General features: G+C 57.5%; 23 protein-coding genes and 1 tRNA gene. 14 read left to right on the forward strand and 10 right to left on the reverse strand.

Annotated elements, in window-relative coordinates:
- Positions 1 to 9 precede the first annotated feature (9 nt).
- Positions 10 to 1,344, reverse strand: a complete 1,335-nt coding sequence (locus tag WG939_RS08205; protein WP_339984608.1) for a nitrate/nitrite transporter — start codon at positions 1,342 to 1,344, stop codon at positions 10 to 12.
- 277 nt (positions 1,345 to 1,621) lie between these two features.
- On the opposite strand from WG939_RS08205, the gene WG939_RS08210 reads away from it, so the two are divergent.
- Positions 1,622 to 2,098 (forward strand): MogA/MoaB family molybdenum cofactor biosynthesis protein, encoded by a 477-nt coding sequence (locus tag WG939_RS08210; protein ID WP_339984610.1) that lies wholly within the window; start codon positions 1,622 to 1,624, stop codon positions 2,096 to 2,098.
- Here the strand turns inward: WG939_RS08210 and mobA are convergent.
- From mobA to WG939_RS08225, 3 genes are read right to left on the reverse strand one after another with little or no spacing between them, the layout of a single operon-like run.
- Complete coding sequence (mobA, locus tag WG939_RS08215; protein WP_339984612.1) at positions 2,063 to 2,647, reverse strand: molybdenum cofactor guanylyltransferase; 585 nt, start codon at positions 2,645 to 2,647, stop codon at positions 2,063 to 2,065. The two genes, WG939_RS08210 and mobA, sit on opposite strands and share 36 nt — an antisense overlap.
- Positions 2,647 to 3,117: a cyclic pyranopterin monophosphate synthase MoaC gene (gene moaC, locus WG939_RS08220; protein WP_339984615.1), complete on the reverse strand. Its 471-nt coding sequence runs from the start codon at positions 3,115 to 3,117 to the stop codon at positions 2,647 to 2,649. Before moaC ends, mobA begins: the two co-directional genes overlap by 1 nt.
- Before the next feature lie 8 nt (positions 3,118 to 3,125).
- On the reverse strand, positions 3,126 to 4,325 hold the full coding sequence (locus WG939_RS08225; RefSeq protein ID WP_339984617.1) for a molybdopterin molybdotransferase MoeA: 1,200 nt from the start codon (positions 4,323 to 4,325) through the stop codon (positions 3,126 to 3,128).
- A gap of 38 nt (positions 4,326 to 4,363) precedes the next feature.
- Here WG939_RS08225 and WG939_RS08230 point away from each other — a divergent pair, with 38 nt between their 5' ends.
- The gene (locus tag WG939_RS08230) at positions 4,364 to 4,786 is read left to right on the forward strand and encodes a molybdenum cofactor biosynthesis protein MoaE (protein WP_339984620.1); all 423 of its coding nucleotides are present in this window, start codon (positions 4,364 to 4,366) and stop codon (positions 4,784 to 4,786) included.
- Positions 4,787 to 4,942: 156 nt separating this feature from the next.
- Here the strand turns inward: WG939_RS08230 and WG939_RS08235 are convergent, their stop codons facing one another.
- Entirely contained in the window at positions 4,943 to 5,188 is a 246-nt protein-coding gene (locus tag WG939_RS08235) for a MoaD/ThiS family protein (protein ID WP_339984622.1), read from the reverse strand.
- Positions 5,189 to 5,206: 18 nt separating this feature from the next.
- The gene (gene moaA, locus WG939_RS08240) at positions 5,207 to 6,238 is read right to left on the reverse strand and encodes a GTP 3',8-cyclase MoaA (RefSeq protein ID WP_339984624.1); all 1,032 of its coding nucleotides are present in this window, start codon (positions 6,236 to 6,238) and stop codon (positions 5,207 to 5,209) included.
- A 104-nt stretch (positions 6,239 to 6,342) separates the two neighbouring features.
- Here moaA and WG939_RS08245 point away from each other — a divergent pair.
- The 5 genes from WG939_RS08245 to WG939_RS08265 all read left to right on the forward strand — a co-directional run bounded on the left by WG939_RS08245 (position 6,343) and on the right by WG939_RS08265 (position 13,892).
- Positions 6,343 to 6,415: transfer RNA gene (locus WG939_RS08245), tRNA-Ala, on the forward strand.
- A 102-nt stretch (positions 6,416 to 6,517) separates the two neighbouring features.
- Positions 6,518 to 6,937 carry a pyridoxamine 5'-phosphate oxidase family protein gene (locus WG939_RS08250; RefSeq protein ID WP_339984627.1) on the forward strand — a complete coding sequence of 140 codons (420 nt, stop codon included), beginning with the start codon at positions 6,518 to 6,520 and terminating at the stop codon, positions 6,935 to 6,937.
- Between the two features lie 50 nt (positions 6,938 to 6,987).
- On the forward strand, positions 6,988 to 7,905 hold the full coding sequence (locus WG939_RS08255; protein ID WP_339984629.1) for a hypothetical protein: 918 nt from the start codon (positions 6,988 to 6,990) through the stop codon (positions 7,903 to 7,905).
- A 479-nt stretch (positions 7,906 to 8,384) separates the two neighbouring features.
- The gene (locus WG939_RS08260; RefSeq protein ID WP_339984632.1) at positions 8,385 to 12,461 is read left to right on the forward strand and encodes a Pls/PosA family non-ribosomal peptide synthetase; all 4,077 of its coding nucleotides are present in this window, start codon (positions 8,385 to 8,387) and stop codon (positions 12,459 to 12,461) included.
- A 24-nt stretch (positions 12,462 to 12,485) separates the two neighbouring features.
- The gene (locus WG939_RS08265; RefSeq protein ID WP_339984634.1) at positions 12,486 to 13,892 is read left to right on the forward strand and encodes a heparan-alpha-glucosaminide N-acetyltransferase domain-containing protein; all 1,407 of its coding nucleotides are present in this window, start codon (positions 12,486 to 12,488) and stop codon (positions 13,890 to 13,892) included.
- Here WG939_RS08265 and WG939_RS08270 read toward each other — a convergent pair.
- Positions 13,867 to 14,490 (reverse strand): 4'-phosphopantetheinyl transferase family protein, encoded by a 624-nt coding sequence (locus WG939_RS08270; RefSeq protein WP_339984636.1) that lies wholly within the window; start codon positions 14,488 to 14,490, stop codon positions 13,867 to 13,869. The two genes, WG939_RS08265 and WG939_RS08270, sit on opposite strands and share 26 nt — an antisense overlap.
- On the reverse strand, positions 14,478 to 15,308 hold the full coding sequence (nadE, locus tag WG939_RS08275) for an ammonia-dependent NAD(+) synthetase (RefSeq protein WP_339984638.1): 831 nt from the start codon (positions 15,306 to 15,308) through the stop codon (positions 14,478 to 14,480). Before nadE ends, WG939_RS08270 begins: the two co-directional genes overlap by 13 nt.
- Before the next feature lie 47 nt (positions 15,309 to 15,355).
- Here nadE and WG939_RS08280 point away from each other — a divergent pair, with 47 nt between their 5' ends.
- The 5 genes from WG939_RS08280 (at position 15,356) to nrdE (ending at position 20,575) form a co-directional block, all read left to right on the forward strand.
- Positions 15,356 to 16,699 (forward strand): sugar porter family MFS transporter, encoded by a 1,344-nt coding sequence (locus WG939_RS08280; RefSeq protein WP_339984640.1) that lies wholly within the window; start codon positions 15,356 to 15,358, stop codon positions 16,697 to 16,699.
- Positions 16,700 to 16,839: 140 nt separating this feature from the next.
- Positions 16,840 to 16,962 carry a type B 50S ribosomal protein L36 gene (gene ykgO, locus WG939_RS08285; RefSeq protein ID WP_012732041.1) on the forward strand — a complete coding sequence of 41 codons (123 nt, stop codon included), beginning with the start codon at positions 16,840 to 16,842 and terminating at the stop codon, positions 16,960 to 16,962.
- Between the two features lie 563 nt (positions 16,963 to 17,525).
- Positions 17,526 to 17,759 carry a glutaredoxin-like protein NrdH gene (nrdH, locus tag WG939_RS08290; protein ID WP_339984643.1) on the forward strand — a complete coding sequence of 78 codons (234 nt, stop codon included), beginning with the start codon at positions 17,526 to 17,528 and terminating at the stop codon, positions 17,757 to 17,759.
- A 163-nt stretch (positions 17,760 to 17,922) separates the two neighbouring features.
- Positions 17,923 to 18,381, forward strand: coding sequence for a class Ib ribonucleoside-diphosphate reductase assembly flavoprotein NrdI (gene nrdI / locus WG939_RS08295; RefSeq protein ID WP_339984645.1), 459 nt, complete (start codon positions 17,923 to 17,925; stop codon positions 18,379 to 18,381).
- 70 nt (positions 18,382 to 18,451) lie between these two features.
- Complete coding sequence (nrdE, locus tag WG939_RS08300; RefSeq protein ID WP_339985229.1) at positions 18,452 to 20,575, forward strand: class 1b ribonucleoside-diphosphate reductase subunit alpha; 2,124 nt, start codon at positions 18,452 to 18,454, stop codon at positions 20,573 to 20,575.
- Between the two features lie 18 nt (positions 20,576 to 20,593).
- On the opposite strand, the gene WG939_RS08305 is transcribed toward nrdE, so the two are convergent.
- Positions 20,594 to 20,998, reverse strand: coding sequence for a DUF1801 domain-containing protein (locus WG939_RS08305; RefSeq protein ID WP_339984647.1), 405 nt, complete (start codon positions 20,996 to 20,998; stop codon positions 20,594 to 20,596).
- Between the two features lie 10 nt (positions 20,999 to 21,008).
- Positions 21,009 to 21,722: a FadR/GntR family transcriptional regulator gene (locus tag WG939_RS08310; RefSeq protein ID WP_339984649.1), complete on the reverse strand. Its 714-nt coding sequence runs from the start codon at positions 21,720 to 21,722 to the stop codon at positions 21,009 to 21,011.
- A 631-nt stretch (positions 21,723 to 22,353) separates the two neighbouring features.
- On the opposite strand from WG939_RS08310, the gene nrdF reads away from it, so the two are divergent.
- Both nrdF and ctaD read left to right on the forward strand, forming a co-directional pair.
- Positions 22,354 to 23,364 carry a class 1b ribonucleoside-diphosphate reductase subunit beta gene (gene nrdF / locus WG939_RS08315; protein ID WP_339984652.1) on the forward strand — a complete coding sequence of 337 codons (1,011 nt, stop codon included), beginning with the start codon at positions 22,354 to 22,356 and terminating at the stop codon, positions 23,362 to 23,364.
- A 229-nt stretch (positions 23,365 to 23,593) separates the two neighbouring features.
- A complete protein-coding gene (gene ctaD / locus WG939_RS08320) occupies positions 23,594 to 25,288 on the forward strand; it encodes an aa3-type cytochrome oxidase subunit I (protein ID WP_339984654.1) in 1,695 nt (564 codons plus the stop codon).
- The last annotated feature ends 29 nt before the right edge of the window (positions 25,289 to 25,317 follow it).

Here is a 25,317-nt window from a genome sequence, read left to right on the forward strand (position 1 = left end):
CTCCTTGGCTTAGCCTGGGAAAGGTGCGCCTGGGCGGGCGTAGAAGATCCAGGTCAGGGCGGTGGCGAAGGCGAAGAAGCCTGCGCAGCAGTAGTAGAAGAGCTGGGCGTCCATGCTGGACAGGGCGATACCGACGAAGAATGGGCCGAAGGATGCGATCGCCGCGGTCCAACCGATGACGCCACCAGCCTGACGAGGTGGGAGAATCATTGGCATTTGCTTGAAGGTGCCGGCGTTGCCGAGGCCACCGAAGAAGAACATCACGAGCATGGCGCCGAAGTACCACCAGAAGTCATCTGGGCTAGATGGCTTGAGGAAGAAACCAGCGACGATCGTGGAGATGGTCATGCCCACGCCACAGATAAAGGTCCAGATTGCGCCACCGAACTTGTCGCACAGTGGGCCCCAAGCTGCGCGAACCGAGGAGCCGATGAGCGGAGCGAGGAAGGCGTAGGTTGCGCCCTTTGGCAGGTCAGCTGGGTTGTAGGTCTGGGCGAACTGGGAGGCAGCGCCGAAAGTCTTGTTCACCAGCAGCGCGTACTGGGCGGAGAAGCCGGAGAAAGCGCCGAAGGTCATGATGTAGATGATCGTCAGGATCCAGGTGTTCTTGTTGCCGAAGATGTCCAGCTGCTGCTTGAAATTAGCGGTCACCGGCACGTCCTTGAGGAACATGAACGCGAAAACCGAGGCAAGGATTGCCCAAGGGATGAAGAAAAAGGCCACGTTGTGGACCCAAATGTCGGTGTTTCCTGGGGTGCGCTGCGGTGCCACGAATCCGATGCCCAGCAGGGTAAAGCCCATGAGCCACGGTGCCATCAACTGAATGAGGGAAACACCGAAGTTGCCGATACCAGCCTGCAGGCCGAGGGCGGTGCCGGACATGCGCTTAGGGAAGAAGTAGCCGGTGGAAGGCATGTATCCGGAGAAGCAGCCACCACCGATGCCGGTCATGGCAGCGAGGATGAGGAGCCACCAGTATGGGGTTTCCGGGTTGGTTACTGCGAAGCCCCAGCCAGCCATCGGGATGATGAACAGCAGGGAAGTGAATCCGACCATCTTTCTCGTGCCGATGAGTGGAGGCATGAACATGTAGATCAGGCGGATGCAGCCACCCGACAAACCAGGAATCGCGGCGAGCCAATACAGCTGAGATGCGGAGAGATGAAATCCAATTTCATTCAGTTTTGGGGCGATGGCGGAAACCAAAAACCAGACGCAAAAACCGAGAGTGAGAGAGAAGGTGGAGATTGCGAGTGTGCGCCAGGAAATGCTTTTATCCCAACCGTCATCCGTGGTGGTATCCCACCCCTTGATGACGCGGCCAGAAGTATCTAGCGTTGACATGTGGTGACCTTTCGTCAGCTCCAAAGCACACATTTCCGCACCTCGGAGGTGTAAGTATTGTCTCCTAGAGCGTACCGAAAAACCTGAGTTTAGAAAGCGTATTATCTGAACTGTTGGTTGCATTATGATTAACGAAACGCTTTTGTTCCCTAATTAAAAGTATGTGACATATCACTTAAGAAGGGTTTAAAAAGTGGCTAATTTGAATTTAATTTGATCGTAAATAGCAAAAGTGAAGGTAGGAGTAATGATTATGGAAAATGAAATTAAAGGTGTTGTGATCACAATTTCTGATCGCTGCGCCCGGGGCGTCCGCGAGGACAAGTCTGGGCCACTCGCGGTGGAAAAACTCGCTGAATTTAACGTCTCCTGCCCGCCCCCGATCGTGGTTACTGATGACATCCCCGAAATCCAAGGCGCAATCAAGGCAGCACTCGACGACGGAGCCCGCTTCATCTTCACCACGGGCGGCACTGGCGTAACGCCTCGTGACTTCACCCCAGAAGCCACGAAACCATTTCTCTCAGCCGAGCTGCCGGGCATCGCGGAGCAAATCCGGGCCTTTGGACTGCAAAAGACGCCACTGGCAGGGCTCTCTCGCGCGCTCGTGGGCATCACAGAGCGTGGCGAGAACGGGGCATTCCTGGTGAACGCGCCGGGATCAACGGGTGGTGTGAAGGATACAGTGGCCGTCGTCGGGCCACTGATCGAGCATGTACTATCCCAGCTCGTCGGAAGCGATCACATGGCGTGATAGCTCGCTGAGCTGCGCCAAGTCAGCGGGGGAGTCGGCGTCCATGGTCCATGCCGGGACATCGACCGTCCCGCAATCAAGTCCGCGATACATCGCACGCACGGATTTATCCCGCGGGGTATCTAGCGCTGCCACCGCTCGCTCCAACGCTTCTCGACGAATCACAGCTAGCAGTTGCTGGCGCTGCCCGTCGGGTGTCTGTGCCAGCACTGCGTCGTGCTCGCCTAGCTGGTCAGCCAACACCGGAAGCACTCGCGCAGCTAGGGGAGCGTCGCCGCCCACGATGCCCACCAGTTCCGACCTGCACAGTGCCAAAGCAGCCGCGATACCTGCGACTGGGCCGCCGAAAGGCGGGTCCTCGAGTGCACGGCTGATGCCGCTCTCAAGTTCGAGGTCGTCGGGGGCGACGACGATGGGGCGGGCACCAATGGCGTGGGCGTCGGCAAGCAGCCAGTCAATGAGACGGCGACCGTGCAGCAGGCGGGCCAATTTCTGGCCACCGCCCATACGGCTCGCGCGACCGCCACCCAAAATGATGAGGTCAAACACTATTCTGGGCGTACCCAATCGCCGGATCGGCCACCGGACTTAGCGGTGATTCGGCAGTTTTCGATCTTCGCGCTACGGTCGACGCCCTTAACCATGTCGACTACCGCCAGCGCAGCCACCGTCACTGCGGTGAGCGCCTCCATCTCCACGCCCGTGCGGTCAGCGGTACGAACGGTCGCCTCAATCTCGACGGCAGTGTCACCGAATTCGACCTCAACGGCGCAACCATGCACACCGATGATGTGGGCCAGTGGCAACAGCTCCGGGGTCTTCTTCGCAGCAGCGATACCTGCGATGCGTGCGACTGCGGCGACGTCGCCCTTAGGTACCGTCCCGTTCTTGAGGGCTTCGAGTACCTCGGCAGAGCAAGTGACCTGGCCCTTTGCCGTGGCCGTGCGGATCGTTGGCGTCTTTTCGGTGACGTCGACCATGTAAGCGCGGCCGTCATTGTTGAGGTGGGTGAATTTCATTTTTTCTCCTAAATTGCGATTGCCGGGCACAGCTGGCCAGGTTCGAGGGTAATGCCTTCTTCCGGAAGCACCAGCAGCGCGTTGGCGAGGTGCAAGCTGGCCACCAAGTGCGAGCCCAGGCCCTTCTCGTGCACAAACCCAGCTGCCTTATCGACGCGCACCGGCACGTAGCGACGTCGCCCGCCCTTAAACTCAATGCGCTGTGCCACTGGCACGAAGAACTCCGGGTGCTCGGACACCGTGCCCTGCAGCTTCGCGAGAACCGCACGCAGGTGAATCGTTGCGGAAACGAACACACTGACCGGATTGCCGGGAAGGGCCACGAGCTTGGCATCGCCAATGCGCCCGTAACCTTGTGGTTTTCCAGGTTGCTGGTTCACTTTGGCAAACTGCAACTCCGCCTTCCCCGAGGCCGCGAGCTCCTTCACTGGGTCATAAGCGCCAGCCGATACGCCACCAGTTGTCACCACGACGTCGGCTTCCGTTGCCGCCTTAGCGAGCACCTCAGCGAAGTTTCCAGCAACATCGGAAGCGCGGAAAATACCGATGACCTCAGCACCCCAGCCTGGTAGCAAACCCTGCAGCAAGATGGAATTCGAATCTGGAATCTGGCCAGGTTCCAGCGCCTGACCGGGTTCCGCCAGCTCAGAGCCAGTGGATACGATGGCGACTCGCGGGCGACGATACACCTCAACTTCGGCATGACCGATCGAGGCGGCCGTGCTGAGCGCCGTAGCTGTGAGGACAGTACCAGCTTCAATTCCCACCACACCCGGCTGGATATCCTCACCAGCGGGGCGAATGTGCTGTCCAATTGTCACGGGCTCATGGATGGTCACCTGTGGTGGGCACGGGCGGGGGCCAGGCTGAGAATCCGTGTGTTCAACCGGCACGACGCACGTAGCACCCTCCGGGACCGGCGCACCCGTCATGATGCGTGCAGCCTTACCCTCGGGCAACGAAGTGGGGGCGCTGCCAGCAGGAATATCGGTGACAACATCAAAAGATGCACCCGGCGCCACATCAGCGGCAACGTTGAGCGCGAAACCATCCATCGCCGAGTTGGCAAAAGGTGGAACAGCAAGCTTCGCGACGACCGGAACCGCCACCACGCGTCCCAGCGCCGCGCCCAATGGCAGGCGCTCAGTACCGACCGGGACGATGTCCCGGGTAAGAGCTTCCGTATACTCTTCCACAGAAATCAACATGTCTATGTTTTGCCCTTCTACCCGGTGAGGATGCCCTAATGAATGAGATTGTACAGTCCTGGGTCGGAGAAGATCCCGTCGATATGGCAGCGATGCTAGGTGCCGTCAGCCACCCGCGCGCCGGTGCCACCGCGACCTTCATCGGTGTCGTCCGCAACCACGACGGTGGCAGGGACGTGGATTACCTCGACTACTCCGCACACCCAATTGCGAACAGCATCCTGCAGGAACTGGCAGAAAAGATCGCGAAGCGCGACCAAATCCACGGTGTGTTTGTCGCTCACCGAATTGGGCGCCTGCAGATCGGCGACATCGCGCTTGCTGCTGCCGTTTCCGCGGAACACCGCGCCGAGGCATTCGACGCTGTTCGTGACCTGGTGGAAGAAGTGAAAAAGCAGCTTCCAGTGTGGAAGCTGCAGCAGTTCAGCGATGGCGACCAGGAATGGTCGAACCTGCCGTAGAAATCTTTCCCCTAATTGGGCACGAATTCTGGCGTTTCCCCAGGATGGCTTACCCAAGGACGGGAAAGATTTCGGAGGGGAGGAAAAACCTCCCCTATTAGGACAGGTTTTCCGGCAAAACCCCAGGAAGGCTTGCCCAAGGACGGGAAAGATTTCCTAACCGCCGGCGAAAGGTGGCAGCAGTTCCAGCTGCGTCACCTTCGCTTCCACTGAGCGGTCGCGAATGAAGCCCTCTGGCCCAAGCACTGCGCAGAAGTCGGCCAACTTGGAAAGTTGCTCGTTTCCGCTGGTTGCCTGGCTAATGACGTCGGCAATGCTCGCGCCCGCAGGGACAGTGACCACGGTTGAGTCGGTGCCTGCTGCAGCTGCGGCGGCTGCGAAGAACTTGACGGTAATGTCCATATTTTTCTCCTTGAGGGGTTAGCCGCCGATGGCGGACATTCCTCGCTGTGGTTGGAGGAAATCGGGGGAGTCGATGCCGTGACCTGGCAGTTTTCGGGCCATTTCGCCGGCCCAAGCCTCGGCTAATTCCTGGTCGCTAGCTCCGCCTCGCAGCAGTTCACGCAGGTTGAGCTCTCTCCGGGAGAATAGGCAGTTGCGGATCTGGCCGTCGGCGGTGAGTCGGGTGCGGTCGCAGTCGCCACAAAATGGTTTTGTCACAGATGCGATGATGCCGACTTGCCCAACGATAGGGCCGGACTCAGAGGTACGCACGTCCCACACCTTTGCCGGTGAGGATGCTCGCTGCCCAGATGCTGGTGTCAGGTGGTATTTCTCCTCGATGGCGCGCTTGATGTCGGACGCCTTGACCATGATGTTGCGATCCCACACCTGTGGAGGTCCCAGTGGCATCTCCTCGATGAATCGGAGCTGGAAACCGTTTTCCAGGCAGTAGTCGAGGAGGGGAACGATGTCCTCTTCGTTGGTGTTCGGCATGACTACCGTGTTCACCTTGATAGGTCCCAGGCCAGATTTCTTGGCGGCTTGGAGGCCGGTGAGGACGTCGTGCAGGCGGTCGCGACGGGTGAGGGCTGCGAAACGCTCCTGGTCAAGGGAATCTAGCGAAATGTTGATGCGCTTGAGTCCGGCATTCTTTAGGGCGTCGATATGGCGCGCTAGGCTCAATGCGTTGGTGGTGAGCGAAATATCGGGACTCTCGCCGTTATCACAGGTGAGCGCTGAGGTGGCTGCGATGAGCTTTTCTAGGCCTGGACGCAAAAGAGGTTCGCCACCGGTGAAACGCACGGAGCGGATGCCGAGAATCTCCACGCCGATGCGAACGAGGCGTGCGAGCTCGTCCAGGGTGAGGATGCGGGAGTCTTCGATCCATTGCATTCCTTCGGCCGGCATGCAGTAGGTGCAGCGGAGGTTGCACCGATCGGTGACCGATACCCGAAGGTCGCGGGCGACGCGTCCGTATGAATCGGTGAGACGGATCGGCGGTTGTGACATGGGGATTATCCTACGTGTCAGCCCCGTTCAGACGCTAATCTGTATGCATGACCTGCAAATTTGTATTTGTAATTTGCGCCGGTGTAATGTCAAGGAAGCTTTAAGGGGCTATGGCGCAGCTGGTAGCGCACCACACTGGCAGTGTGGGGGTCACGGGTTCGAGTCCCGTTAGCTCCACTTGAATTTAAGGTCCGTCTTCTTTGGAAGGTGGACCTTTTGCTTTACCCCCACTTTATGGCGACAGTGCCCGCGATCTTCCGAAAATGGAAGAATGGCACTATGACTGATAACTCCGCAATCACGTCCCTTGACCGCGCCGCATCATTCGAAAAGCTCAAGTCTGTTAGCCTCGGTCGCCTCGTCGTGCACCGTTCTGATGAGTTCGACATTTTCCCACTGAACTTTGTGGTCGACGGCGAAGATATTTACTTCCGCTCTGCAGAAGGATCGAAGCTGTTTTCCGTTGCCCTTAATAATGAAGTGCTGTTCGAGGCTGACGAAGTGGTCGATGGAAAGGCGTGGTCGGTGGTTGTCCGCGGCGAGGCCAATCTGCTGACTGCTACGGCCGATATCAACTACGCGGATTCGCTGGGATTGAAGCCATGGATTCCGACCCTGAAGTACAACTTCGTCAAGATCACTGCTCGTGAGGTATCGGGTAGGGAATTTGAGCTCGGTGACGAGCCTGAACGCTACTAAGAACCATTTTTCATCGCCCAAATATTAGGTTTTCGCGATACTATGTAGCGGTGACTTTTTTATCGCAGCTATTTACTCGCGTTGGTCGACGTACGGCGGTTGCTGCATCAGTCGCGGTGACTGCATTGGCGTTCCCGCAAGCCTGCTACGGAGGCTCGTCGCTGAGTTCTGATGGGGGAGCTGGGTTCCCAACCCCTCCGCCACCACCTCAGCTGGTGGATTGTCAGGTCTGGCAGGCTGGTGCGACTGCGGTGAACGCGCCGTTTGGGGCGCAGGGGGTCGAGCTGAACAAGTCCTTCACTGCCAATGGGGTGAAGGGAAATTATCACCTTTTTGCTCGTGGCGTTGACTTCTCAAAGCCAGTCCGCGTGGTCGTGCGCTTGCATGGCGATGGTGGCAGGGAATACGACAACCCGGATGGACTCACATCCTGTTTGGCGGACGTAGCAAACCGGCACAATGCAATCTATGTGGTGCCAAAGTCGCCAGATACCGTCGGGTCGATCACGTGGTGGGAGGATATCCCGCGCAATCGAGCTTGGCTGGGAGCATTGTTGCAGCAGGAAATCTACTCTCGCTATGGGCTGAGTGCCACAAACAGCGTGTGGATGGGCTACTCCGGTGGAGCGGAGATGCTGACCTACGGCATCCTGGCACGCTACCCAGAGTGGGTGGGCGAGAGCGCGACAATGATCGGCGGAGGTGGCGCTCCTGCCAACGTTTACAACTCCGCGACGCCGGAGCAGAAGGCATCGGTGCGGCTCGGCTGGGTCACGGGCCTTAACGACGACGGCAGCGATGGATCCTACAATGCCCTGGCGAGCGCTCGAGCTGGCGCCCAATTCTATCGGGGCCAAGGCTTCATGCGTGTTTCAGAGTCCTATCCTGCGAACGTGAACCATTACACCGTTCCACAGCTCCTCGCGCTCGAACAGCAACTAGCGGGCCAGGATGTAAAAATTGGATAACTGCTTAGCTGAAAAATTCATGGGAAGGTTTTAACCTTTAGGCTTTCTTCATAGCCCTCTCCTTTGCTTAAGGAGGGGGCATTTTTGCATGTCAGCTAGAGTATCAACAATGCATGCTCCGTTATTCAATTGCAATATCGCATTTACCTCAGGTTAACCTAAGGAAAAACTCGCTGTTAGTTGTGATGATCCTGAGGAAAGTGGGTAAAGTGCAGCTTGGCAATGGATTGAAATGTATGAAATCATTGCAACTTCCAAATTTGTCATTAACTGACGGAAAGGAATTTGTGCAGTGCAACGGTGCAATGTGTCAGATTTGATACTTGCGACCGGTGTTTTTCTGGATGCATAGTATGTGTCCGTGTGTAATTGATAAGCGTCCATTTAGTTAAGAAAAGTATGAGCATTTAAATCGTTCAACACTTTTACAGGTAAGAAACCCTTAGACTCTGGGAGCCTGTTTGAAGGGACAAGACGTAATGCAAACTGACAGTACTGGTGTGCTCACCCCTGAAGAAGAAGCACAGCGACTTAAAGGGATCGATCATCCCGAACTCGCGATCTACGGTGTGGGCACCGTCCCCGACGAGCGGACGCTAGTAGATATCGTGGAAAAGACCATGGCCTCTCACCCGGATGCCGTGGCGATCGAGGGCGCGAACGGCACGCTCACCTACGCAGAGCTTCGCGCAGCCGTCGCAAAGCAGCATGAGGTGTTGGCCAGCCACGGAATCGGTCTCGGCGACCGCATCGGCATTCGCGTGCCGTCCGGCACCACCGACCTGTACGTGGCAATCTTGGCCACCATCTGCGCAGGTGCAGCATACGTTCCAGTCGACTGGGACGACCCCGACGAGCGTGCGAACACCGTGTGGGAGGAAGCAGACGTCGTCGCGGTTTACGGTGCCGACCTCTCCCTGACCACGCTGCGTGAGCGCGATGAGCGTGCCACACCGGCGCGTCCGACACTCGACCACGATGCCTGGATCATCTTCACCTCCGGATCCACCGGCAAGCCAAAGGGCGTAGCAATCACCCACCGCAGCGCGGCGGCATTGGTGGATGTTGAGGCGGATTTCTACCTGTCTCAAGAGCACCTGCGACCAGGGGACCGCGTCATGGCAGGCTTGTCCGTCGCCTTCGACGCCTCCTGCGAAGAAATGTGGCTGGCCTGGCGTTCCGGCGCCACCCTAGTGGCCGCCCCGCGCGACATCGTTCGTTCTGGCGAGGACCTCGGACGCTGGATTATCGCCGAAAACATCACCGCAGTTTCCACCGTTCCAACACTGGCCTCCCTGTGGCCGGTTGAGGCCCTGGACAAGGTGCGCCTGCTCATCTTTGGCGGCGAAGCCTGCCCGATTGAGCTCATCGAAAAGTACGAACTTCCAGGTCGAGAGGTATGGAACACCTACGGCCCAACCGAAGCAACAGTCATCGCAACCGCTGAACTCCTCACCACTGAGCCACCAGTGCGCATTGGCCGACCAATCGAAGGCTGGGAACTCGTCGTCGTCGACACCGAGGGCAACCCAGTCAAGTGGGGCGAGACCGGCGAGCTGATCATCGGCGGTGTCGGCCTCGGTCGCTACCTCGACGCGGCTAAGGACGCGGAGAAGTACGCGCCGCTGCCGTCGATGGGTTGGGAGCGCGCCTACCGCACCGGCGATCTGGTTCGTGCAGAACAGAAGGGTCTCGTGTTTGCGGGACGTATCGACGACCAAATCAAAATCGGTGGTAAGCGCATGGAACTCGGCGAGGTGGACGCTCACCTCACCGCGATGCCAGGCATTCGCACCGGTGCTGCAGCAGTTCACAAGACGAAGGCCGGGACATCTGTGCTGGTCGGATACCTTGCGCCAGAAGAAGGCGCCACGATCGACCTCGATGAGATCCGCCCGCTGCTGGCCAAGCGCCTTCCTGGTGGCGTGGTCCCAAGCCTGTGCGTCATGGACCAATTGCCGATGAAGACCTCCGGCAAGGTTGACCGCAAGCTGCTGCCGTGGCCACTGCCGTCGACAGGCGACGAAAAGGAAGATGTTCCTGAGCACATGCAGTGGCTCGCCGACCTGTGGCTCGACCAGCTTGGACCGGTTCCGCTCAACCCGGCCTCTAACTTCTTCGAATTGGGCGGCGGCTCAGTGGCAATCGCGCGCCTGGTCACAGCGCTGCGCGAACAGTACCCGGGTGCCGATATCGCAGCCCTGTACGCGCATCCAACGCTGCAGGAGATGTACGACTACGCCACGTCACTAGGCGCCGCAGGAAACAAGCGACGCGAACCGGAACCAATCCCGGCATCCGCTGGCTGGATCCAGGCTCTGACTGTTGCAGCGCTGTACGGTTACAACGCTGCTCGCTACATGGTCGGCATCCTGGCTGTTGTCGCGGCCCTGTATTACTTCTTCTCCGCAGGTTGGGTGCCACGCGTTCCCGTGCTGCCGATCCTGCTGGGCTGGCTGCTGTTGTTCTCCACCCCAGGCCGCATGCTGATCGCGACGGTTTCCATCAGGTTGCTGAACCGCAACTTGAAACCGGGCGAATACCTCCGAGGCGGGGGAGTGCACATGCGAGTGTGGGCAGCTCAGCGCATTTTGGAGCACCTGAAGTTCGACAAGATCTATGGATCTCCAATGGCCAACACCTTGCACCGCGCCCTAGGCGCCAAGGTGGGCAACGACTGCACCCTGCACCACGCACCAAGCGTTACCGGATTGCTCACGATTAGCAACCGAGTCAGCGTCGAAGCAGAGGCGGACCTCAACGGCTATTGGCTTGATGGCGACCGTTTTATTCTCGGCGAAGTAACCCTGGATCAAGGTTCGCGCGTTGGTGAGCGTTGTATCGCCATGCCAGGTGCGCATGTGCGAGAAGGCGCCGAGATTGTCCCAGGTTCTCGCATCACCGGAACCATTCCGGCGAACGAAACCTGGGGTGGTTCACCGATCGTCCGCATGGGCGCAGCTGATGAAGCGTGGCCAGAACAGCGACCTGAGGACATCGATCAGGTGCACGTTTGGTCTCCAATGCGCAACTTCTTCGGCTACCAGGCGGCAGTGCTGTGGCTGACTGTGATGCCGGTGCTGGCGCTTATTCCTGGTGGCATGCTCGTGCTGGGTCCAGTGATCCACAATCAGTGGTACGACCAGGTATTCCCAATTTTCGCCCTGTGGCTGCCGGTCTTCGTACTTTTGACGATCGCAACGTGGCTCAGCCTCGTGATCCTCACTGTTCGCATCGCCTCGGTGTTCGTACGACCTGGCTACTTTGCCTCCCACAGCTCTGTGGGACTGTCGCTCTGGATCATTCACACCTGTCTGCAGCGCACCCTCGTCTCGACGTACTTCATCTACGCATCCTTCTTCACCCCGACGTTCATGCGCATGATGGGCGCCAAGGTGGGACGCAACGTGGAAATCTCCACCATCGAGACCATCCCGCACCTCACTGTGTTCCGTGATGGCAGCTTCATGGCTGACCACGCCCTTATCTCGTCCACCCGCCACAAGAACGGTTGGGTGCATGTCGGTAGCTCGGTGATTGGCGAAAAGAGCTTCGTGGGTAACTCGGCGATCATCGGCCCTGACCGCGATCTTCCCGACGATTCCCTGGTCGCCGTTCTCTCCTCCGTGCCGACGAAGCCGGCCATCGGCACCAGCTGGCTCGGCCGAAGCAGCGAGCCTATCCCGCGCGCCAAAGTTGAGGCAGATGCAGCGGCGACGTACCAGCCACCAATGCACCTGCAGATTGCACGAGTGTGCGTGGAGCTGTGCCGTCTGATCCCTGCGATCATCGCGGGCTACATCGATCTCGCCATCGTGTGGGCGCTGACGTGGATCTACATCGAAGGTGGCATGGGAGTCGAAGGCCTGATCACTGCGGCGATCGCGTCCTACCCGGTTGTCTTCGCTGCCGGCCTCTTCGCAACCCTCCTGCCCGTGGCATTGAAGTGGATTCTGATTGGCCGTTTCAAGGCCGTCAACAAGCCACTGTTCTGCAGCTTTGTCTGGCGCGGCGAGCTTTTCGACGTCTTTTCCGAATCACTCGCGGTCCCGAGCTTCATCCGCATGTGCCTGGGATCCCCAATGTTCAATGCCTGGGCACGTCTGATGGGCGTAAAGATTGGAAAGAACGTGTGGTGTGAAACCTGGTGGCTGCCGGAATTTGACCTGATCACGCTCGAAGACGGCGTGAGCATCAACCGTGGCACCGTGCTGCAAACCCACCTGTTCCACGACCGTGTGATGTCCATGGAAAAGGTCACCTTCAAAGCCGGATCAACCCTGGGACCGAACAGCTTCGTGCTGCCAGGCGCCACCGTTAATGAACGCACGACGGTATTTCCAGGTTCGCTCGTGATGCGTCAGGAGACGCTGCCAGCTGACACCGTGTGGTCTGGCAATCCGGTCCGCCACATTGCTGAAGTTACGGACACCGACAACAGCATGGCCTTTGCAGACATGATTGCGCAGCCAAATTCGAACGCGCCAGCAACAGACGCGGTTTCCGTTTTGAACCTGACCCCGGAAGGAGCGCGCTGGGACAAAGCGAACAGCTAGTTCGCTCCGGCTAAGGAGAAGACAATGACGCATATACAAGAATCAAGCAGTCGCCCACAGCCGGGTCCTCGGCCTCCGCGTCCGATCTGGACGGGTACAGACGAAGATGCACTTGGCAGGGAGTACTCCACCGTCAAGGAGGCCGCAGCGCCGGACGCTGAGGCCCCTGTAGCAAAGGCGGAAGAAAAGCCGGTCAAGGGTAAAAAGCGTGTCGTAGGCATCGACGTCGCCCGTGGCTTTGCTGTGATCGGCATGATTGCAGTTCACACCATGCCCAGCTCCTACAAGAATGGCGAGGCCACGTGGGCCTGGCTGGCGTTTTCCGGCAAGTCTGCGCCGTTGTTCGCGATGCTGGCCGGCATCAGCCTCGCTTTCATGACCGGCGGCCGACGCCCACACGCGGGTATTCAGGGGCGTAGGTCCCGGGTTTCGATCATGGTCCGTGCTGCTGTGCTGTTTATCCTCGGAGCATCCGTTAACTCGCTCACGGATCCCGCACCGGAGAACATTTTGCCGTACTACGGTTTGCTCTTCCTGTTTGCCGTGCCATTCACGGCGGTTCGCGTCCGCTACCTCATCATGAGCGCAATCGGATTTGCAGTACTCGGGCCAGTAGTGATGTACCTGGCGTTGGAATACATGGGTGCGGACTTCCTCCATAACCCAAGCTTTCTCGATTTGATGGATAACCCGGGGCTAGCGTTCGTTACCTTGCTGCTCACCGGTACCTATCCAGCTCTCATTTGGATGAGCTACATCTGCCTGGGCATGGCGCTTGGTCGCATGAAGCTGGCAGAAACGTCGGTGCAGTGGGGAATTCTCGGTTCCGGCATTGCCTTGATTGCAGTTTCCGCAGTGATCTCTGACTTGCTCGTCTGGTGGCTGCCAACGCACGACATCTTGGCAGCGGCAACCAATTCCACGGATGTGGAAGAAATGCTGCTCAACTACTCGGTTTACGGTGGTGGCATGGGCACGCTGCCTACTGATCATCCGCTGTGGCTTGCTGTTAACGGCCCGCACCTGAACACCCCGTTCTCGCAGTCATACAGTGCTGGCTTCGCGCTCGTTGCTGTGGGAGGCCTCTCGCTTCTTGCCGGTCGTGTACCTAAGCTCTTCCATCCGCTTGCCGTCATGGGCACCATGACCCTGACGCTGTATGTTGCGCACTGCGTGGCCCTCGAGCCTTTGTTCACCCAGGACTTTGTGGACATCACCCGCACGCAGGGCTTGATTTTCCAGGTCATCGTCGCAGTGGTCTTTGCGATTGTGTGGAAGAAGTTCTTTACCCAGGGGCCGTTGGAGAAGCCGGTTAGTGAAATCTCCAAGCGCGTTGCAATGGCAGTGATCCCAGGAAAGGACGCAGATCCAGCTGCAGCCCGCAAAGACTACAACCCGCCTCAGTTCAATCCTGAACTGAACAAGGTGTAGTTTCCCAGGCGACCGAGGCAATATGGCCTCGGTCGTTTGCTATTGGGATAGGGGTGAGGGACCAACCCTGCGGGGTGAGCGGTTTCTTGAGCGAACCGATTTCATCGGTTGCTGGGTCGCGCACTAACCCCACTTCAAGGCCTTTGAGCAGGGCTTCCTTGTATGTCCAGGCCTGAGTGACCTTGCGTGGATGAGGGCGTCGACGTCCGGGGAGCCTTGTGCGCAGCCTCCGTTGGTCCGCAGCGTGAAAGACCTTGATCAGCTGTTCGGCCTGGTCTTTCGTTTGTAGCTGCTCAATATCAATCCCAGTTCTTTCACCAACGGTGCTGATACTCAGCGCCATCGCTTCGGTCGTTCGGCTGAGTGAATATCGGCAGGTTCCGTCCACAAGGTATGGAGGGCCGGGTGGTAGCACCATGTCAGTAGGGGAGCAGCCGGTGGCGTCGGCAAGCGCTTGCTTGGTGAGCTCGCGGGAAAGCGTTTTCGCTTCTGCGTACGTGCGCGGGTGTTCGCCGAGATCGTGGAAGAAAATGACGTACACCTGCAGGTGATCAGGCGCGCCGGGGACGTGCTGCAGAAAGCTGGTTAGTTCCGCCACCAGGTGTCCTGCGGAGTGACCGGCAGAGTGCGCTTGTGACGGCCGATGTGCCACAGGTGCTCGAGGCGCTGGGTGGCCTCGGGGGAGACGTCACGAACGCCCTCCACGAAGTCATCGATGTCCGAGTAAGTGACACCGAGTGCTTCCTCGTCAGGAAGCATTGGTTTGTTATCTTCCAGGTCGGCCGTCGGGACCTTTCGCCAGGTGCTGTCAGGGGCGTGCAAATAGCGGAGCAGCTCGGCACCCTGACGCTTGGACAGGCCGAACAGTGGCAGGATGTCGGCGCCACCGTCGCCAAACTTAGTGAAGAAGCCCGTTACGTTTTCGGAGGCGTGATCGGTGCCGATGACAAGCAGCCCTTTTTCGCCAGCGAGGGCGTACTGCGCGATCATCCGCTGGCGAGCCTTGACATTTCCGCGGTTGAAATCGCCCAGATGCTCGTGCCCAAGGGCCTCGGCCACCGCGAGCTCCATGGCGGAGGTGGCATCCTTTATATTCACGGTGACGGCGTGGTCTGGGGCAATGAATTCCATGGCTACATCGGCGTCATGCGCATCGGCCTGAACTCCATGAGGCAAGCGCATGGCCCAGAATTCTGCCTCGTAGCTTTCCGAGCGAAGCTTTTCCACGGCCAGCTGTGCCAGGCGCCCCGCCAGGGTAGAGTCCTGGCCTCCGGAAATGCCCAGCACGAAACCTTTCAGACCCGTGCTGCGCACATAATCCGCGAGGAAAGCCACCCGGTCCCGCACTTCCTGTGCAGGATCGATCTGGGGCTTGGTGTGGAGGGCTGCAACGATCTCAGAACGCAGATGCGACATGACATCCAGCATAGTGAAGTGGCAGTGTGGGTGAAGTGAAAGAAAAGATGAAGACACCGTCCTATGCGCGAGTGGTCGCAGCGATCGCTGCACTGGGGGGTGTGCTGTTTGGCTATGACACCGGCGTCATGTCAGGTGCACTGTTATATATAGGGAACGATTTTGATCTCACCCCAGCGACTGAAGGTGTTGTCACCTCGATGCTGCTTGTCGGCGCGGCTGTGGGGGCGCTCGCTGGTGGCAGGGTAGCGGATGCGATTGGTCGAAAACTGACCCTCATTATTGGTGGCGCGATCTTCGTGCTCGGGTCACTGTTTTGCGCCGTGTCCGGATCGGTGGTGGCACTCGGTGCCTCCCGCACGATGTTGGGCGCTGCTGTGGGCTTGGTGTCGATTGTGGTGCCAATGTACATCTCGGAAATGGTTCCGCCTGCGGTGCGTGGTTCGCTTGTCTCACTGAACACGCTGATGATTGTGGTGGGGCAGTTGCTCGCTTTCCTCACCAATTCTGCGCTGGCTCACACGGGTAACTGGCGACTCATGCTGGGGCTCGCCGCTGTCCCAGGCCTGGTTCTTGCGCTAGGCATGCTGTTCATGACGGACTCTCCGGTGTGGCTCATGCGTCAAGGTAGACGCGACGAGGCGTTGCGGGTGGCCCGCAGGGTGGGGCTGGATGAGGAGCTTGTGGCGTCGAATAGTGCGGATCAGCGTAGCTCGCGCGAGGTGCGGGCCCAGGAGTGGCTCGCCTTGTCGACGCCGTGGGTCCGCAGCACAGTCGTCGTTGCCGTTTTGGTTGGCATCACGCAGCAAATCACTGGTGTGAACGCCATCGTCTACTTTGCGCCCAAGATGATGAACCTGGTGGGCATCTCCACCGAAAATGCTGTGTACACGTCGATTTTGATCGGCTCGGTGAGTGTTGTGTCGTGCTGGGTGGGAATGATGCTCGTGGATCGGGTCGGCCGGCGACGCCTACTCACAATCGGTTTGGTGGGAACCACGTCGTCGCTGATTTTGCTCGCTATTGCTTACAAGTTTGCAGAGACTGATGTGCGAGCTTCGTGGTTCGTCCTCGCCCTCATGGCTCTGTTCATCGCATTCCAACAGGCAGCGGTTTCGCTGACCACCTGGCTGTTGCTCAGCGAGCTCGTGCCCCGAGCTGCGCGCGGCCTGGGCATGGGAATCGCGGGGCTGGGGCTGTGGCTGGCGAACTGGGCGGTGGCCCAAGGGTTCCTGCCTCTTGTCGACGCCGTCGGCGGACCCGCATCCTTCCTGCTCTTCGCACTATTGGGAGCATTGGCCCTTGTCTTTGTGCGTCGGGAAGTGCCAGAAACAACCGGCTTAGAGCTCGATGAAATTGGCGCACTCATGGAGAGTCGATTCTCTCGCTAGTAGTCGCTTTTTGGAGTTTGGGCGCAGGTGGGTTAATATAGTGCTTCGTGTCGTGGCTGGCTGCAGAGCTAGTCGCCGTGAGTCGGTGCAATCCCTGCATCTGACTGTCTATTCGCGCAATAAAAGAAAGGAGCGCCCGAATGAAGGTACGTAAATCCCTTCGGTCGCTGAAGAACAAGCCGGGCGCCCAGGTTGTGCGTCGTCACGGCAAGGTCTTCGTCATCAACAAGAAGGACCCACGCTTCAAGGCTCGCCAGGGCTAATTGTCCCTGAAGGCTTACGCGCCCGCACCGTTTTTCGGTGCGGGCGTTTTGCTTTCTCCGCGAGGGCGATAATCCGAGTTAGATAATGGCCACTTCACTAGTGCTACAGGCCCATTATCTAACTCGGATTATCGCTGTCGCGGGAGTCCATTCGCTCACTATGGACAATCCGGTGCACTTGAAGCGGGACTAGTCCGCCCGTGCCAGGGGTGTGGCTGGAGTGAAGGATGATGTCTGCGTGTGCGTTTTGTAACACTTTGATAACGGAGTCTGTGTGCGAGCTGGGAAAATGCCAGCCGTGTAAGTCGGGGTGGTGACATCGTTGTAATTCGAACCGTTGATAAGGCGCAACATGTAGTGTCTGCAGTCAATGACATCCTGCGAATTCCGTCCATGTAACTACTAGATATAGTATCCGTTGCACTTTTTCGGCACAACGTATAGTGTCTTTACTTGTCATCGGAACACCGAGAGCGCAGGCGCTAGTGCTTCCGATAAGAACAGCAAGAAACAGGAATCTTCGTAGCTCCCAGCGGGCGCCAATCTCTTAAGGATCGATCAACATGGCAATCACCGTGTACAGCAAGCCAGCATGTGTTCAGTGCACCGCAACCAAGAAGGCACTCGACCGCGCAGGTCTCGAATACAACATCGTTGACATCAGCCTCGACGATGAAGCACGTGACTACGTCATGGCTCTCGGTTACCTCCAGGCTCCAGTCGTTGAGGCTAACGGCGAGCACTGGTCCGGTTTCCGCCCAGAGCGCATCCGCAGCCTCGCTGCAGAAGTAGCCTAAGTAATTACGCCCCGTCCCTAAAGATCCACAAGAGACGCAGTGACAATCACGTCGCTGTGAAGATTCCATAGGGGCAAAATAAAATCAGCCGCCCGATCGAGACGACTTCCCGAGTTGGGCGGCCTTTGTTATGTGACACCCCTCGTATGCAAGTGAGAAAAGCATGCTCATCGTCTATTTTTCTTCGGCCACTGGAAACACTCACCGGTTCGTAGAAAAGCTCGGATTGCCGTCCAAACGCATTCCACTGCGGAAAGATGATGAGCCTTTGGTCGTCGATGAGCCCTACGTGCTGGTGTGCCCCACATACGGTGGCGGCGTTTCTATCACGGGGGAGAACTCCCGGCCCGTGCCCGTGCAGGTCATCAGATTTTTGAACAACGAGCACAATCGCAGCCTAATTCGGGCCGTCATTTCTGGCGGAAACTCGAATTTCGGAAGCGACTTTGGGCGGGCAGGCGATGTGATCTCGCAAAAATGCAAGGTGCCATACGTGTATCGATTCGAGCTCATGGGCAACGATGAAGATGTTCGTACGGTCCTGGGCGGGCTCCGTGACAATGCAGAAGAACTAGGACTTTCTCCGAGTACCGACGCTGCGCAGGCAAGCCACGTACTCTAGAGAGCAACAACCACCAAGTCAAAGAGGAAAAGTATCCGTGACCACCACAAATGAATCCATCAAGGATCCAATGGCTGCAGCTGATCAGCTCGACTACCACGCACTCAACGCGCTGCTTAACCTTTATGATAATGACGGCAAGATCCAGTTCGATAAGGATCGCGCTGCCGCTCGTCAGTTCTTCCTGCAGCACGTCAACCAGAACACGGTGTTCTTCCACAATCTGGAGGAAAAGCTTGACTACCTGCTGGAGAACAACTACTACGAGAAGGAAGTGCTGGATCAGTACGACTTCCCGTTTGTGAAGTCCCTGTTCAAGCGCGCATACGCCGTGAAGTTCCGTTTCACTACCTTCCTTGGCGCTTACAAGTACTACACCTCTTACACGCTCAAGACTTTCGACGGAAAGCGCTACCTCGAGCGCTTCGAGGACCGCGTGTGCATGGTGGCTCTCACGCTCGCTGCCGGCGACAAGCAGATGGCAGAGCACCTCGTTGACGAAATTATGGGCGGTCGCTTCCAGCCGGCCACCCCGACCTTCCTCAACTCCGGCAAGGCTCAGCGTGGCGAGCCTGTGTCCTGCTTCCTGCTCCGCATTGAGGACAACATGGAGTCCATTGGTCGCTCCATCAACTCTGCACTGCAGCTGTCCAAGCGCGGTGGCGGCGTGGCGCTGTTGCTTTCCAACCTGCGTGAAGCAGGCGCACCGATCAAGAAGATCCAGAACCAGTCCTCTGGCGTTATCCCAGTGATGAAACTGCTGGAAGATTCCTTCTCCTACGCTAACCAGCTCGGCGCTCGCCAGGGTGCAGGCGCGGTGTACTTGCACGCGCACCACCCAGACATCATGAAGTTCCTGGACACCAAGCGCGAGAATGCGGACGAGAAGATCCGTATTAAGACGCTGTCCCTTGGCGTGGTGATCCCGGACATCACCTTCGAGCTGGCCAAGAAGAACGACGACATGTACCTGTTCTCCCCGTACGACGTTGAGCGCGTCTACGGCAAGCCTTTCGCCGATGTGCCGATCTCTGAGCACTACCACGAGATGGTCGAGGACGGCCGCATCCACAAGACGAAGATCAACGCTCGTACCTTCTTCCAGACCTTGGCGGAGATCCAGTTCGAGTCCGGTTACCCATACATCATGTTTGAGGACACGGTGAACAAGGCGAACCCAATCGCGGGCCGCATCACCCACTCGAACCTGTGCTCCGAGATCCTGCAGATTTCCACCCCGTCCACCTTCAACGCTGATCTGTCTTACAAGGAGATCGGCGAGGACATTTCCTGCAACCTGGGTTCCCTGAACATTGCGCTGACCATGGATTCCCCGGACTTCTCCAAGACCATCGAGACCGCGATCCGTGGCCTTACTGCAGTGTCCGAGCAGACCTCTATCGACTCGGTGCCTTCCATTAAGAAGGGCAACGACGCCGCTCACGCGATTGGCCTCGGCCAGATGAACCTGCATGGGTTCCTGGGGCGCGAGCGCATTCACTATGGCTCTGAAGAGGGCTTGGACTTCACCAACGCGTACTTCGCAGCTGTGCTGTACGAATGCCTCAAGGCATCCCACAAGATTGCTGTGGAGCGTGGCCAGAAGTTCGCTGGTTTCGAAGAGTCTGAGTACGCGTCCGGCGCCTACTTCGATCGTTTCGATCCGGCAGACTTCCAGCCGAAGACCGAGCGCGTGAAGGAGCTGTTCGCAAACTCGACCGTCCACATTCCGACCGCGGAGGAGTGGGCCGAGCTCAAGGCTGCCGTGATGAAGGACGGTATTTTCAACCGCAACCTGCAGGCTGTTCCACCAACGGGTTCGATTTCCTACATCAACCACTCCACGTCCTCGATCCACCCGATCGCCTCCCGCATCGAGATCCGCAAGGAAGGCAAGATCGGTCGCGTCTACTACCCGGCGCCGTTCATGACGAACGACAACCTGGAGTTCTTCGAGGACGCCTACGAGATCGGCTTCGAGAAGATCATCGACACCTACGCCGTCGCCACGAAGTACGTGGACCAGGGCCTGTCCCTGACGCTTTTCTTCAAGGACACCGCCACCACCCGCGACATCAACCGCGCGCAGATCTACGCGTGGCGCAAGGGCATCAAGACGATCTACTACATCCGCCTCCGCCAGACCGCGCTGGAGGGTACGGAAGTTGAGGGTTGCGTCAGCTGCATGCTGTAGCTTGCCGACGAACAGTCGCTAACATTCGTGTGGGTCAGGCTGCGCCCACGCGAATTCGATCATTTCCTTCAAGACAGCCAAATCAACACGGGCAAGCCGGGTGATGTAAATACACCCCTTGCCCGTTTTGTGTGGGCCCAGGCGCTCCAGGAAAGGCTCAAATAGGGAAGCGTCGCAGGTCAAGTACAGTGAAAACCTCGCGCTAGCAGCGGCGAAAGCAATCTTGGCTGCCGTTCCGGAATGCCCGGAAGCGTAGGTGTAATGGTAGGAGCCGAAACCAATGATCTTGCGTCCCCAAACTACCGGCTTTTGACCGCTGACCTCGCTGAAAAGCGAAAGGAGGTATTCGGCGTCCTCCCGCTTGGAATCGGGAAGATCGGCGAATACCTCTTCTGGCTTGGTAGGTGTAGGCACGGTTTGCATGCCTTACAGCCTAGGCTGCGGCGTAGGTTCCTTCGAACTCAAGCAGCTTCTTGCACATCTGCTCGGCGGTCTCGTCGTTGCGCTCGTAGACTGCGCGGGCGAGATCATCGTAGTAATTCAGGAGCTGCTCGGATGGGGTGGTATCGAAACCGCCGGCATCGAAACGTGCCTGAATGACCGCAGTGATCGACGGGACCAGAGCGGTGAACATCTCGTTGTCAGAGCTGGACAGCAGCAGGGAGTGGAACTCGATGTTTGCAGCGAGGAATTCCTGGCTGGCTCCTTGACCCAATTCTCCGAGGTTGCGCATCGTTGCGGCTAGGTCACGGAGACGCTGGCCGTCTCGTTGGCTTGCCGCGATGGCAGCGATGCGTGCGGAACGAGGCGCGATTGCCTCGCGGAGTGCAGTGAGGGAGTCGAGTTGCTCGCCGCGCTGTGCCGGGATATTCAGGCGCCAACGGATGATTTGGGCGCTGAATACGGACCAGCGATCTGCCGGCAGGACAGTGATACCGACACGACGTGAGGAGGACACCATTCCAAGGTGTTCGAGGGCGCGCATGGTTTCGCGCGCAACGGTCCGGGAAATGGAAAACGTTTCGCACAGGGTTTGAAGGGTGAATTTCTCGCCTGGTTGAATTTTCCCGCTTACGATGTCCGAGCCAATGTGATCGAGCACAGACTCCAGCAATGGGGCGTGCGATCGAAGTGGCATGGATGGCATGAAACATTCCTTCGGTTGAGCGATTGTGTCAGCCAAAGCCTCGTGAGCTTTGGTAGTTGAACACATAACGCGTGACAGTGCGCGCCCAGATTAGCATTCCCTTTCGTCCAAACCGTTGAACAATGTCCGATTGGGAAAGGTTGCTCGAATCAGCAACGGGCAGCATCACGCGGATGCAGTGCTTCAAAATCTAATACATTAAATTCTTATGCGCCAACGTCCTTTGTGAATTAAATGCCATTCACCTCCAGTTATCGGAGGTGTGATGAAACCTTGTGCTGAAAAAAATATGCGAGAACTGAACAGGATATGCGCCTGGATGAAATTAGGTGAATGTAAAAGTGGGCATGACTAGGAAATAGCCTGAGCCTGGAATGTGGGAAACGCGCTCAAAATTTTGATGAGATTTCAAATCTTTCTGCCAGTTATAGCGTTCAGCCCCTTAAGGATGATGCTTTCATTAGGGGAATAAAAATCGGAGATTAGTGAATAAAACAATTGGCCAATCGAGCTGATAAGGCATTGGTTGCAAATGGATGAAACTGGACCGCAGTGCTACTTCCTGCCCGTAACGGGGCTATGGTGGATGGGACTGAAGTATGTCACCGCACACTAAGGGGCTTGAACCACAATGACTCTTGAATCGCATGCGCCATCGCATCGTCACGACGAAGAAAACCACCTGCTCTCAGGGCCAATTTCGGCAATTAACTGGAACGAGATTCCAGATGAAAAGGACCAGGAAGTGTGGGACCGTCTGACGGGTAACTTCTGGCTGCCGGAGAAGGTTCCTGTATCCAACGACATCAAGAACTGGGAGATGTTCAACGAGCAGGAACGTTTGGCCACCATGCGTGTGTTCACTGGCCTCACACTGCTGGACACCATTCAGGGCACTGTCGGCGCAGTATCCCTTATTCCTGATGCCATCACTCCTCATGAGGAAGCGGTGCTCACCAACATCGCGTTCATGGAGTCAGTTCATGCCAAGAGCTACTCCAATATCTTCATGACTCTCGCATCGACCGCAGAAATTAACGATGCCTTCCGATGGTCCGAAGAAAATGAATACCTGCAGAACAAGGCAAAGATCATTCTTGACTTCTATGACGGCGAAGATCCGCTGAAGCGCAAGATTGCCTCCACGCTGCTGGAGTCATTCCTCTTCTACTCTGGCTTTTACCTTCCTATGTACTGGTCCTCCCACGGCAAGCTCACAAACACCGCTGACATGATTCGCCTCATCATTCGCGACGAGGCTGTTCATGGCTACTACATTGGTTACAAGTATCAGCGTGGGCTGGAGAAGGTCTCGCAAGAGCGCCGCGACGAGCTGAAGGACCACACTTTTGGTCTGCTGTACGACCTCTACGAGAACGAGATCCAGTACACCGAAGACCTTTACGATGAACTTGGATGGACTGAGGACGTTAAGAAGTTCCTTCGCTACAACGCAAACAAGGCGCTGAACAATCTCGGCTACGAGGGGCTCTTCCCAGCCGATGACACCCGCGTTTCCCCAGCGATCCTTTCAGCGCTTTCGCCAAATGCTGATGAAAACCACGACTTCTTCTCTGGCTCCGGTTCCTCGTATGTCATTGGTAAGGCCGAAGTAACCACGGATGACGACTGGGATTTCTAACAGGAGACCGATGTTGAAAACCCCTCCCACGCCGGGGGAGGGGGAAACTATCCCAAGGTATACCCCCGTCGACATTCTTTAGTTACCGGAAATGGGGCGGGGACGCTAGACTCAACCGGGTAACCGGTCTATTGATCGGGTAGGTTCGTTATGCCTCAAACCTAAATTTGGGACATAATCAAGAAAGATTCTGTGAGGGCAGGGTCTTTCGCTTAGTCAGGAGGAACTAATGACCGCTGTAGCGCCTAAGGTCGACCCTTCGGTCGTACCCGCCAGGCCTGCACCAACAGGCAATTCCCGCAAGGGTTCTTTTGCCTGGAAGATGCTGACCACCACCGACCACAAGCAGCTGGGCATCATGTACATCATCATGTCCTTCAGCTTCTTCTTCCTCGGTGGCTTGATGGCTTTGCTTATCCGTGCTGAGCTGTTCTCCCCAGGACTCCAGTTCCTGTCTAACGAGCAGTTCAACCAGCTGTTCACCATGCACGGCACCGTCATGCTGCTGCTGTACGGCACCCCAATCGTGTGGGGCTTTGCTAACTACATCCTTCCGCTGCAGATCGGCGCTCCAGACGTTGCCTTCCCACGTCTGAACGCTTTCGGCTTCTGGCTCACCACCATCGGTGGCGTGGCTATGCTTTCCGGCTTCCTGACCCCAGGTGGTGCTGCAGACTTCGGCTGGACCATGTACTCCCCACTGTCTGACGCAATTCACTCTCCAGGCATCGGCTCTGACATGTGGATCGTCGGCGTTGGCGCCGGTGGCGTTGGTACCATCGCTTCCGCCATCAACATGGTGACCACCATTCTGTGTCTGCGTGCTCCAGGTATGACCATGTTCCGCATGTCCATCTTCACCTGGAACATCTTCGTTACCTCCATCCTGGCTCTGCTGATCTTCCCAGTGCTGACCGCTGCAGCTCTCGGCGTTCTCTACGACCGTAAGCTCGGTGGACACCTCTTCGATCCAGGCAACGGTGGCTCCATCATGTGGCAGCACCTCTTCTGGTTCTTCGGCCACCCAGAGGTTTACGTCCTGGCACTGCCATTCTTCGGTATCATCTCCGAAATTGTCCCAGTGTTTTCTCGTAAGCCAATGTTCGGCTACGTCGGTCTGATCTTCGCAACGCTGTCCATCGCAGCGCTGTCCATGGCCGTGTGGGCACACCACATGTTCGTCACTGGTGCGATCCTGCTGCCATTCTTCTCCTTCATGACCTTCCTGATCTCCGTGCCAACCGGCGTGAAGTTCTTCAACTGGGTCGGCACCATGTGGAAGGGCCACATCTCCTGGGAGACCCCAATGGTTTGGACCATGGGCTTCCTCGTTACCTTCCTCTTCGGCGGTCTCACCGGCATCATGCTGGCATCCCCACCACTGGACTTCCACATCTCTGACACCTACTTCGTGGTTGCTCACTTCCACTACACTCTGTTCGGCACCATCGTGTTCGCATCCTGTGCAGGCGTGTACTTCTGGTTCCCTAAGATGACCGGTCGCATGCTGGACGAGAAGCTTGGTATGTGGCACTTCTGGCTCTCCTTCTTCGGTTTCCACGGCACCTTCCTGGTTCAGCACTGGCTGGGCAACATGGGTATGCCACGTCGTTACGCTGACTACCTGGATACCGACGGCTTCACCCTCCTGAACCAGATCTCCACCGTGTCTGCTTTCATCCTGGGCCTGTCCGTTCTGCCATTCATCTGGAACGTCTTCAAGTCCTGGCGCTACGGCGAGATCGTCACGGTCGACGATCCATGGGGTTACGGCAACTCCCTCGAGTGGGCAACGTCGTGCCCACCTCCACGCCACAACTTCACCTCCATGCCTCGCATCCGCTCCGAGCGCCCAGCGTTCGAGCTGCACTACCCTCACATGGTTGAGCGTATGCGCGCAGAGGCACACGCTGGTCGCCACTAAGCACCACGCCCTCACTTAAACCACAAGCA

The organism is Corynebacterium sp. H130 (assembly GCF_037572395.1).
GTDB lineage: Bacteria > Actinomycetota > Actinomycetes > Mycobacteriales > Mycobacteriaceae > Corynebacterium.

Coding starts and splice junctions, on each gene's coding strand:
- WG939_RS08205 (WP_339984608.1), bottom strand. CDS start 1,344: ATGTCAACGCTAGATACTTCTGGCCGCGTCATCAAGGGGTGGGATACC.
- moaC (WP_339984615.1), bottom strand. CDS start 3,117: ATGAAATTCACCCACCTCAACAATGACGGCCGCGCTTACATGGTCGAC.
- WG939_RS08225 (WP_339984617.1), bottom strand. CDS start 4,325: ATGTTGATTTCTGTGGAAGAGTATACGGAAGCTCTTACCCGGGACATC.
- WG939_RS08230 (WP_339984620.1), top strand. CDS start 4,364: ATGAATGAGATTGTACAGTCCTGGGTCGGAGAAGATCCCGTCGATATG.
- WG939_RS08235 (WP_339984622.1), bottom strand. CDS start 5,188: ATGGACATTACCGTCAAGTTCTTCGCAGCCGCCGCAGCTGCAGCAGGC.
- moaA (WP_339984624.1), bottom strand. CDS start 6,238: ATGTCACAACCGCCGATCCGTCTCACCGATTCATACGGACGCGTCGCC.
- WG939_RS08250 (WP_339984627.1), top strand. CDS start 6,518: ATGACTGATAACTCCGCAATCACGTCCCTTGACCGCGCCGCATCATTC.
- WG939_RS08260 (WP_339984632.1), top strand. CDS start 8,385: ATGCAAACTGACAGTACTGGTGTGCTCACCCCTGAAGAAGAAGCACAG.
- WG939_RS08265 (WP_339984634.1), top strand. CDS start 12,486: ATGACGCATATACAAGAATCAAGCAGTCGCCCACAGCCGGGTCCTCGG.
- nadE (WP_339984638.1), bottom strand. CDS start 15,308: ATGTCGCATCTGCGTTCTGAGATCGTTGCAGCCCTCCACACCAAGCCC.
- WG939_RS08280 (WP_339984640.1), top strand. CDS start 15,356: ATGAAGACACCGTCCTATGCGCGAGTGGTCGCAGCGATCGCTGCACTG.
- ykgO (WP_012732041.1), top strand. CDS start 16,840: ATGAAGGTACGTAAATCCCTTCGGTCGCTGAAGAACAAGCCGGGCGCC.
- nrdH (WP_339984643.1), top strand. CDS start 17,526: ATGGCAATCACCGTGTACAGCAAGCCAGCATGTGTTCAGTGCACCGCA.
- nrdI (WP_339984645.1), top strand. CDS start 17,923: ATGCTCATCGTCTATTTTTCTTCGGCCACTGGAAACACTCACCGGTTC.
- nrdE (WP_339985229.1), top strand. CDS start 18,452: ATGGCTGCAGCTGATCAGCTCGACTACCACGCACTCAACGCGCTGCTT.
- WG939_RS08305 (WP_339984647.1), bottom strand. CDS start 20,998: ATGCAAACCGTGCCTACACCTACCAAGCCAGAAGAGGTATTCGCCGAT.
- WG939_RS08310 (WP_339984649.1), bottom strand. CDS start 21,722: ATGCCATCCATGCCACTTCGATCGCACGCCCCATTGCTGGAGTCTGTG.
- nrdF (WP_339984652.1), top strand. CDS start 22,354: ATGACTCTTGAATCGCATGCGCCATCGCATCGTCACGACGAAGAAAAC.
- ctaD (WP_339984654.1), top strand. CDS start 23,594: ATGACCGCTGTAGCGCCTAAGGTCGACCCTTCGGTCGTACCCGCCAGG.